The 9,627-nt window shown below is 58.7% G+C and carries 8 protein-coding genes and 1 pseudogene; 5 read left to right on the top strand and 4 right to left on the bottom strand.

The features are described from left to right. Nucleotides 1-233: transposase (locus ATI53_RS07375; RefSeq protein ID WP_146609895.1), on the bottom strand; the 233-nt coding region annotated here is incomplete at its 3' end. A 97-nt stretch (nt 234-330) separates the two neighbouring features. On the opposite strand from ATI53_RS07375, the pseudogene ATI53_RS07370 reads away from it, so the two are divergent. The 5 genes and pseudogenes from ATI53_RS07370 to ATI53_RS07350 all read left to right on the top strand — a co-directional run. Continuing rightward, nucleotides 331-540, top strand: a pseudogene (locus ATI53_RS07370) (copper-binding protein); the annotation flags it as partial. A 108-nt stretch (nt 541-648) separates the two neighbouring features. Further along, entirely contained in the window at nt 649-1,182 is a 534-nt protein-coding gene (locus ATI53_RS07365) for a cupredoxin domain-containing protein (RefSeq protein WP_037929557.1), read from the top strand. Nucleotides 1,183-1,191: 9 nt separating this feature from the next. After that, nucleotides 1,192-2,496: an ABC transporter transmembrane domain-containing protein gene (locus ATI53_RS07360; RefSeq protein WP_037929560.1), complete on the top strand. Its 1,305-nt coding sequence runs from the start codon at nt 1,192-1,194 to the stop codon at nt 2,494-2,496. A gap of 14 nt (nt 2,497-2,510) precedes the next feature. Next, entirely contained in the window at nt 2,511-2,951 is a 441-nt protein-coding gene (locus tag ATI53_RS07355; protein ID WP_009820142.1) for a c-type cytochrome, read from the top strand. A gap of 96 nt (nt 2,952-3,047) precedes the next feature. Continuing rightward, on the top strand, nt 3,048-4,289 hold the full coding sequence (locus tag ATI53_RS07350; RefSeq protein ID WP_111550083.1) for a sialidase family protein: 1,242 nt from the start codon (nt 3,048-3,050) through the stop codon (nt 4,287-4,289). Between the two features lie 43 nt (nt 4,290-4,332). On the opposite strand, the gene ATI53_RS07345 is transcribed toward ATI53_RS07350, so the two are convergent. The 3 genes from ATI53_RS07345 to ATI53_RS07335 are packed head-to-tail and all read right to left on the bottom strand — an operon-like array spanning nt 4,333 to nt 9,316. Further along, complete coding sequence (locus ATI53_RS07345) at nt 4,333-7,488, bottom strand: efflux RND transporter permease subunit (RefSeq protein ID WP_111550082.1); 3,156 nt, start codon at nt 7,486-7,488, stop codon at nt 4,333-4,335. Continuing rightward, the gene (locus ATI53_RS07340; protein ID WP_067293091.1) at nt 7,485-8,921 is read right to left on the bottom strand and encodes an efflux RND transporter periplasmic adaptor subunit; all 1,437 of its coding nucleotides are present in this window, start codon (nt 8,919-8,921) and stop codon (nt 7,485-7,487) included. Before ATI53_RS07340 ends, ATI53_RS07345 begins: the two co-directional genes overlap by 4 nt. After that, the gene (locus ATI53_RS07335) at nt 8,918-9,316 is read right to left on the bottom strand and encodes a FixH family protein (RefSeq protein ID WP_067293094.1); all 399 of its coding nucleotides are present in this window, start codon (nt 9,314-9,316) and stop codon (nt 8,918-8,920) included. The genes ATI53_RS07340 and ATI53_RS07335 overlap by 4 nt, the downstream gene beginning before the upstream one ends. Between the last annotated feature and the right edge of the window lie 311 nt (nt 9,317-9,627).

Below are 9,627 nucleotides of genomic sequence, written 5' to 3'. Positions count from 1 at the left end.
GTCCGCGCCTCACCAAAATCGACCGGAAGGAAAACGGTCCCGCGATCCGGCGACCACAAGCCCTTCTTCTTCAGATCACGCCGCCAGCCGTAGATCTGGGAGCGCGTGATCTCGTGCCGCTGCGCCACCTGCGTCACCGACGCGCCGCCGACACCGACCTCCGACAGGATCTCGAGCTTCTCGTCTTCGCTCCACCGCCGGCGCCGCTCAACGCCCAGAACCTCGCCCAGCATGGCCCCTCCTAATAAGACACGTCGTTAAGGACGTCGTTATGCACGTGTCTTAGCTCGGAACCCCGCCGTCAGGCAGGCGGCCTCAATCGGGCGGTTACAATACACGAGCGGGACCATCAAGAAAATCGACGCCAAAGCCGGCAAGGTCACAATTATCCACGGCCCTCTCGTCAACCTGGATATGCCCGCAATGACCATGGTGTTCCGCGCCGATGAGGCGATGGTGGCCAAGATGGCGGAAGGTCAGGACATCGAGTTCGTTGCCGACCGGGTCAAGGGTAAACTGACCGTCACGCAGATGAAGTAACTACTAACAATGGGGCCGGGGGTAAACACTCCGGCCCCATCGCTTTGAGGCTTGGCCCGAGCAAGCAAGAAGATCACAAAAAATCAAGCGCTACGGAGGTAGCCGAGCATGACGAATTTCCTGAGAACCTGCACCATCGCCCTTGCGCTTGTCCTTCCGGCTTTTTCAGTGGGCGCTTCCAGTGGCAAGGGCCAGCAGCCTCACGCGCGTGCATTCGAAGTGCCTGGCCATGATCCGATCGGGAGGCCCGGTGATGGCTCCTCAATCGACAGGACGATTGAATTGTCCATCAGGGAGACAGAAAGCGGCTACATGCTTTTCGAGCCGGACGCACTCCACATCGAGAGCGGTTCAGTTGTCCGCTTTTTGGTCAGCAATCTGGGCGGGCTGGAACACGAGTTTTTTCTCGGCTCCTTTGACGAGGTTGCAGAACACCAGCAGTGGATGCGCGAACATCCCGAAATGCAACATGACAACGCCAATTCAGTTTCGATCCCTAGTGGGCAAAATGCAGAGTTGATCTGGGAGTTCTCCGATATGACCAACTTGGAGTTCGTATGCTTGATCCCCGGCCACCGGGAAGCGGGCATGTGGGGCGTCATCATCGTGCACGATCACCTTGCGCCGAAATCCAAAGGTTAGACATTTTCAATGTCACTCTTGGATAGGTATCACCTGCTTGTACACGACATAGCTGCCGCCTTTGGGTACGACTACAACGATGTCACGCCAGACTGGGTGCACCCGTTCATTCATCTCATACTGGTCTTGGCCCCCGCGCTGCTGATCACCGTTGGCTCATATCTTGCTATTCGCGGCATTCTGAAGCTTTGGAAGTACCGCAGCACGCCTGCGATCCACCCAGAGCCCATACGAGGGCTCGAAGGAAGTCTTTTCAGCACCGTCTTGCGCTATTCAAGAAGGCAGCAGGCGTTGATGATCGTGGTTAGCCTCATCGCGATGCCTATACTCTATCTGACTTTGGAACTGCCAAAACAGATCGTAAACAACGCTCTGGATTCTGGCCGTTTCCCAGTTGCCGTTTTGGGACGAGACGTCGACCAGGTCGTTTTCCTCATGCTTCTTTGCGGTCTCTACCTTTTGGCTATTATCCTGAATGGGCTAAACAAATATGGCCTTAACGTCTTCAAAGGGTATGTCGCCGAGCGTTTTCTGCGGCGCTTCCGCCTGCTGGTCTATCGGCAATGGCGCAGCGATCCAGACTCCCAAAACCAGAGCGAAATCGTCCCTATTCTCGCGCAGGAAGTCGAGCCCATAGGTGGCTTTGCGGCAGATGTCCTTACGCTGCCAATCCTGCAAGGCGGTACGCTTTTGACGATCCTGTTTTTCATGTTCGTTCAGGACCCTGTCTTGGGTGCCGCAGCACTGACCGTACTGCCAATTCAGCTCGTGCTGCTGCCCAAGCTGCAGCGCCGGGTCAACGCGCTTTCGCGCACCAGGATCAAGGAAGTCCGACAGCTTGGCAGGCAGCTGAGCGATCAATTGCGCGAACGTCAGGTCAATCCTGCCGGGCTGCTCCCAGCGAGTGCAAGCTTCAGAGAGCTTGAGCACGTGCGCAGGAAGATCTTCCGCCTGAAGTTCTTCATCAAGGCCCTCAACAATTTTCTGACCGCGCTGACGCCATTCCTATTCTACTCTTTGGGTGGATATTTTGTCATCGAAGGTCGCATTACACTCGGCGCGTTGGTGGCCGTCCTGGCAGCACACAAGGACTTCTCGGCACCGCTGAAAGAGCTCTTCAGTTACTATCAGACGCTGGAAGACACGCGGATCCGGTACCAGGAAATCACGACCTTTTTCACTGGATCGATTCAGCGATCGGGGAAAGCTCAGGCAGACAACCCCAAGCTGGAAGAGGTCAGCCAATTCGAGGAAGCTACACTGAGTTACCCGGCTTTGTCTGTGAAGAGACAGGGGGCGATCGCAACATCATGAAGGAGTCTGATAGAATGAGATGTGCAGCGATATTTTTTGCTCTGGTCGCCGTTGCTGCGGCGGGATGGTATTTCAAGCAGCAGACCGACTCCCAAACGGGCACCCAAACCGGCGAAAGCATGGCGCTTCCCGCAGGCGCACTTGCAGCCGTCAATTTGCCCTCCAGTTTTACAGAGCAGGAGCAAATCGGCGCAAGCGCTTATGATGCGGTATGTGCCGCCTGCCACGGCCTGAACGGGCAAGGCCAGGATGGCATCGCTCCACCGCTTGTTCACAAAATCTATGAACCGAGCCACCACGGCGACATGGCGTTTGTCCTCGCGGCGCAAAATGGAGTTCGGGCGCATCATTGGAAATTTGGTAACATGCCAGCGGTTGAAGGCGTGACGCGATCAGATATTCTCGATATCGTGGCTTACATTCGTGTATTGCAGCGTGCCAACGGGATAAACTGAGCCGTTTCGACGGACAAAAGGGTGGGATTTGGTTCCCGATCAACTACCAATGGGTTCGCCGCAACATGGCCACGACTAGTGGGGATAATTCTCTGTATGAGTAAGTGTCTCGCTGCATCGATCCTGATCCTTGCTGCATTTTTCAGTTCTTTCCCTGCAACTCATGCCGAGGAAACCGCCCTCTTCAGATTGACCGACCGTGCAGCACCGGTCGGCATCAGTGCCCGTGAACCATCACTTGCAACCTTGCCGGATGGCCGGATCATATTGAGCTGGACAGAAGAAAACGGAGCCGAAGCGGAAGTTCGCATGGCCATACTCGATGGCAGTGAGTGGTCGGACGCTCGCACAATTCATAAATCGTCAAAGATTTACATCAACTGGGCCGATTTCCCATCGGTAGCGGTACTGGCCGATGGTGGACTGGCGGCACAATGGCTGAAACTGAATGGGGAAGGTGACTACCAGTATGACGTCAATATCGCTTTTTCCATGGATGAGGGCAGAAGCTGGACGGAACCGCTTATTCCGCACGATGACAGATCTCAACGCGAGCACGGTTTTGTTTCGTTAATTCCCGATCAGTTTGGCGGGTTGACGGCGCTGTGGCTGGATGGCCGGGAGTATGACAATCAGACAGAAGGCGAAAGCTTCGAGAATGCGATGCAGCTGCGCGCGCGACAGGTCGACTCTGACGGAGCGATGAAGCCAGAAAGCCTGTTGGACGCGCGCGCTTGTACTTGTTGTCAGACGTCCGCAGCGCGGACCGCCTCGGGCGATATCGTGGCGGTCTATCGTGATCGAACCGCCGAGGAAATCCGCGATATTTCGATTGTCCGATCTATCGGAGGGGAATGGACGCAACCCCTCACTGTTCACAACGACGGATGGGAAATTGCCGGCTGCCCCGTAAATGGCCCAGCCATTGATGCGATCGGCGACAAGGCAACCGTCATCTGGTTTACTGCAGCATCAGACGAACCGAGGGTTCGTATTGCCTTTTCGGACGATGGAGGAATGCATTTCGACGAACCGCTCCGCCTCGACCTCGGCGCGGCCTCGGGTCGGGTCGATGTTCTGCAAATGCTGGATGGAAGCGTTTTGGCACTCTGGATGGAATATGTGAGTGGCGGTGAGGCGATCGTTCTGTGCCATGTATCCCGTGGTACCGGATGCGCCGCGCCCCAGGCTCTCTACGTCAATCGGGGTGCTGGATCGGTCGGCTTTCCGCGAATGACACGCGGAGAAGCCGGTGCATTTGTGGCCTGGACCCAACCGACAGGAGCTTCAGACAGAAGCACCACAGTCCGCGTGGTCGAAGTTGCGCTGGCGCCATGAATTGCAGCGACCATTTGAATGTGCCCGTTCTTCCTTAATTCCGCTACACCTGCTCTGCGGCCCGGTCGAGAGGCCAATGATCCGCGGCGACAGTTTTCTTCAGGCTCCAGCCCTTGATGATACCGTAGACCGCCGGAATCACGATCAGGGTCAGTAAGGTGGACGACACCATCCCGCCGATCATCGGGACGGCGATGCGCTGCATGATTTCAGAGCCTGTGCCGTGCGCCCAAAGGATCGGCATCAGGCCCGCCATGATCGCTACAACCGTCATCATCTTGGGGCGCACTCGATCTACTGCACCCACCATGATCGCGGCGTAAAGTTCGTCGCGGGTCAGGTCCCGACCGTCCGCGCGGTCACGCGCTTCATTCAACGCCTGATCGAGATAGATCAACATGATCACCCCGGTTTCAGCCGCCACCCCGGCCAGCGCGATAAACCCGACGGCCACCGCAACTGACATATTGAAGCCCATGAACCACATGAGCCAGATGCCACCTACCAAAGCGAAGGGCAGCGACAGCATCACGATCAAGGTTTCCGTCAGGCGGCGGAAGTTTAGGTAAAGCAGCAGGAAGATCAGCGCCAGTGTCAGCGGCACAACGGTGGCCAGCCGCTGTTTCGCACGTTCAAGATATTCGAACTGGCCGCTCCAGCCCAGGGAATAGCCAGGTGGCAGGGTGACGGAGGTCGCGACTGCCGCTTGAGCTTCCGCCACGTAGCCGCCTAGATCGCGTCCGATGATATCGACGAAGATATAGACGGCAAGCTGTCCGTTTTCGGTCCGGATCGAAGTGGCGCCACGGGTGCGTTCGATGGTGGCCACATCTCCCAGCGGAATGGTGCCTCCGTCCGGCAGTGCAACCTGAACCTCACGCCCGATGGCCTCCGGATCTGACCTCAGGGTCGCCGGATAACGCACAGCGACGTCGTAGCGCTCGCGGCCCTCGACGGTCTGCGTGATCGCCTTGGCTCCCAGGGCCATGCCGATCACCTCTTGCACATCCTGCACCGACAGGCCGTAGCGGCCAAGCGCCGTACGGTCCGGGGTGATGTCGAGGTAATAGCCGCCGATCACCCGTTCGGCATAGGCGCTGGTCGTTCCGGGCACCGTGCGTACCACGGCTTCGACCTCGCGGGCGACCTTTTCCATCTCGGTCAGACTCGTGCCATAAACCTTGATGCCCACCGGCGTGCGGATACCGGTGGATAGCATGTCGATCCGGGCGCGGATCGGCATGGTCCAGGCGTTCGATACGCCGGGAAATTGCAGCGCGGCGTCCATTTCCTGCCGCAGGCTTTCGGTGGTGACACCGGGGCGCCACTCTGCCTCGGGTCGTAGCTGGATGATGGTTTCGAACATTTCAGTTGGCGCGGGGTCTGTGGCAGTCAATGCACGTCCCGCCTTGCCGAACACCGACAGCACATCGGGGAAGGTCTTGATGATGCGGTCCTGTGTTTGCATCAACTCTGCCGCCTTCGTCACAGACAAGCCGGGCAAAGTCGTCGGCATATACATCAAGGTGCCCTCGTTCAGGACAGGCATGAACTCCGACCCCAGCTGCCGCGCGGGCCAGATCGTAACGATCAAGGCGAACAGCGCCACGATGATGGTGAGGCTTTTGGCCTTCAGCACCGCGCGGATGATCGGGCGGTAGACGGCGATCAGCGCGCGATTCACCGGATTCCTGTGTTCAGGGATGATCCGGCCGCGCACGAAGACCACCATCAGCGCAGGCACCAGCGTCACCGACAGGAAAGCAGCCGCCGTCATCGAAAATGTCTTGGTATAGGCCAGGGGGCCGAACATGCGTCCCTCCTGTCCTTCCAATGCAAAGATCGGCAGGAAAGACACGGTAATGATCAGCAGACTAAAGAACAGCGCCGGGCCGACCTCGCTTGCGGCTTCGATCAGCACCTCGATGCGGGGCTTGTCGGGGGCGGCACGTTCCAGATGCTTGTGCGCGTTCTCGATCATCACGATGGCGGCGTCGATCATCGCGCCGATGGCAATCGCAATGCCGCCAAGGCTCATGATGTTGGCACCGATCCCGAGAAATTTCATTGCGGTGAACGCCATCAGCAGACCCACCGGCAGCATGATAATAGCCACAAGGGCAGAGCGGACGTGCAGCAGAAAAATGATCGTGACTCCGGCCACGACGAGACTTTCTTCGAGAAGCGTGGTTTTCAGCGTCTTGATCGCCGACAGGATCAGGTTGGACCTGTCATAGACCGGTACGATGTCGACCCCGTCAGGCAGGCTTTGAGCCACCACGCCCAGTTCTGATTTGGCGTTTTCGATCACATCCAGTGCATTGGCACCCACCCGTTGCAGCACGATGCCACTGGCGACCTCGCCCTCACCGTTCAACTCGGCGATGCCGCGGCGTTCATTGGGGACGATTTCGACCCGCGCGACATCTTTCAGGTTGATCGGCACCCCGCCGATACTGCGCAGGGTGATGTTGCCGATATCCTCGGTTCCCGCCAGATAGCCCCGCCCGCGCACCATGAATTCAAACTCGGACAGTTCGACCGTGCGCCCGCCGGTGTCCATGTTGCTTTCAGAGATCGCCTTGCCGATATCGGACAGAGTGATCCCCTGCGCCCGCATCCGCACCGGATCCAGAGTGACCGAGTATTGCTTGACGAAGCCGCCGACGCTGGCCACTTCGGACACGCCCTCGGCGCGGCTTGCACCATATCGGACGACCCAATCCTGCAACGACCGCAATTCCGCCAGCGACAGATTTTCCCCGGTGATCGCGTATTGGTAAACCCAGCCAACCCCGGTCGCATCAGGCCCAAGCGTGGGCGTCACGCCGTCGGGCAGCCGAGCGGCGGCGGCGTTGAGGTATTCCAGAACGCGGGACCGTGCCCAATAGGGGTCCACACCGTCCTCGAAGATAATGTAGACAAAGGAAATGCCGAAGAACGAAAACCCGCGCACGACGCGGGATCGCGGCACCGTAAGCATCGCCGAAGTCAGCGGATAGGTGACCTGATCCTCGACGACCTGCGGAGCCTGGCCCGGATAATCGGTCAGCACGATCACCTGCACGTCTGACAAATCGGGAATAGCGTCGATCGGCAAGTTGCGCAGTGACCAGACCCCTGCGGCGATGATCAGGGCCGTGGCGAAGAACACGAGAACAAGGTTGCGGGCGGACCATTCAATGACACGCGAGATCATTCGCCTGCCTCCGGGGCAGTCAGCGCAGCCAGGGCTGCATTCAGGTTGCTTTCCGCGTCGATCAAAAAGGTAGAGGTGGTGACAATGCGGTCGCCCTCCACAATGCCTTCAAGGATTTCCACCATCCCAGCTGCCTGCCGCCCCAGCACCACATCCTGCGGAGCGAATTTCCCCTCCCCCAGATCTCTGATCACCACCTGACGGTCGCCGGTGTCGATCACCGCCGTTTCCGGCACCTGCACCACGGGCGCACCGTCGCCCGTCGCCAAAGCCACATCAGCGAACATGTTGACAAGCAAGCGACCCTCAGGGTTGGACAGGTCGACGCGGACGCGTGCCGTCCGGGTCTGCATATCGACCTCAGGGTAGATCTTGTCGATAACGCCGCTGAAGGTCTCGCCCGGCAGGCCTGGAAAGGTGATCGTCGCAGCGTTTCCATCCGAAAGACCCGCGAGCGCAGATTCCGGCACGTCCGCGATGACCCAGACAACCGATGTATCGGCAATACGAAACAGCGTTTCTCCAGCCTCGGACATCATGCCTTCGACGGCCATTCGTTCCAGAACCACGCCCGACCGCGGTGCCATCAGGCTGATTTGCACCGGCGTACGCCTTTCCGCCGCGATCTTGTCGATCACTGACACGGGAACACCCAGGTTTGCCAGCCTTTGACGGCTGCCTTCCACGCGCCCTTCACCACTTCGCAGGTCCGAAACATACTGTGCGGCCGCCGAGACGATATCCGGAGAATAGAGCATCGCCAGCGGTTCGCCTGCTTCAACGATTGATCCGGTCGTTACATCCTCAACTTCTTCGATGAACGCATCCGCACGCAATGAAATGACGCTGACTCGACGGTCGTCCAGCGCGACGATCCCCGGCGCACGCACCGTTGTTGCCATGGGATCAAACACCGCAATTGACGTACGCACGCCCGTGCGTTGCAGCTTGCCGGGAGATACGGTCACTGATCCGGCATCGCTTGCCTCGTCGGCATAGACGGGCAGGTAGTCCATCCCCATGGAATCCAGCTTTGGCACCGGCGACGTATCAGGCAGGCCCATCGGGTGGCGGTAGTAGAGTAGGGTTCGTTCGACACTCTCTGCCTCTAGGGGCGTGATCGCCTCTGGATCAAACGATACGTCTTCGCTCGCCAGGACCGGTAAAAAGGACTTTCCATCGGCAGTCTCGGTCGGCGTAGCGGACCATTCGGCGAGACCGTCAGGGTGTCGGTAGTAGATGACCGGGCCTGTCGGCGTTCGGGTTGCGGCTGGCATTGCTTCAGCTTGCCGTCCCATCAGCGCGGTGAATTTCGTCTGCGCCACATTTGCCAGCATAGCAGGCGTCCAACCCTTGACGCCTGCCGCGAGGCCCGCCCATCCAGCCGCGCCGCCAACCACGCCGATAAGCACTAATTTGCCAAAGACGCTCATGGCAGCACCTCGAGCACGATTTGCGCCTGAACAGTTTCAGGTTCGCCCTGCACCTTGGCCGCAACGGAAAACCGCCAGTTTCCGTCCATCGTCAGATCGGCGGAAAAACGATATAGACCCGGCTCTTTGCCAGGCAGCGCCACGACTGTCGAAGTCATCGTCTCCATGCCGTCCGGCTCCATATCCAGCCTTGTAGCAAAGATGACGGCGCCTTCGACGGGCGCATTGGTCCGGGTATCAATCAGACGAAGCTCCAGAACCGCGCCGTCTCCGAAGGGATAGGTCGTTTCGATGAGAACGAGGTTGTAATCAGATGCAGCCGCCTGTGCCATCGGCACGGAGAGCTGGGTCGCGACCACGAGGGTCGCAAGAAAGGTGGGGATATAGCGGAGCATGATACGCCTATTTTGACGGGCAACAGGAACGCCAGCCATCGTATCGACCCTGAGTCTATACGTTACATCGGCGCGTGGATTTTGGTGCGAAAGGCACCTGACCCGTCATGCCTTGGGCGGTCTTTGAAGCCCAATGTCCGCATGTTGTCGGTGGGCTGCCGCCTCGGCCCGTGAGAACTCTGCGCTTCCGGGGCCCCGCAAGCTCGCTAGAGTTGCTCGTTCCAGCCCCAGCACAATCGGGGCTACCCGACATTGCATCGTCGAAATGCAAGCAGCATCGCATTCCGGCATGTCCGGGCAGTCATCTGGAC

The organism is Salipiger aestuarii (genome assembly GCF_003259905.1).
In the GTDB taxonomy this organism is placed as follows: Bacteria; Pseudomonadota; Alphaproteobacteria; order Rhodobacterales; family Rhodobacteraceae; genus Salipiger; species Salipiger aestuarii.
The sequence above is the reverse complement of the archived record's forward strand: the minus strand, read 5'-3'. Positions and strand labels throughout refer to the sequence as shown.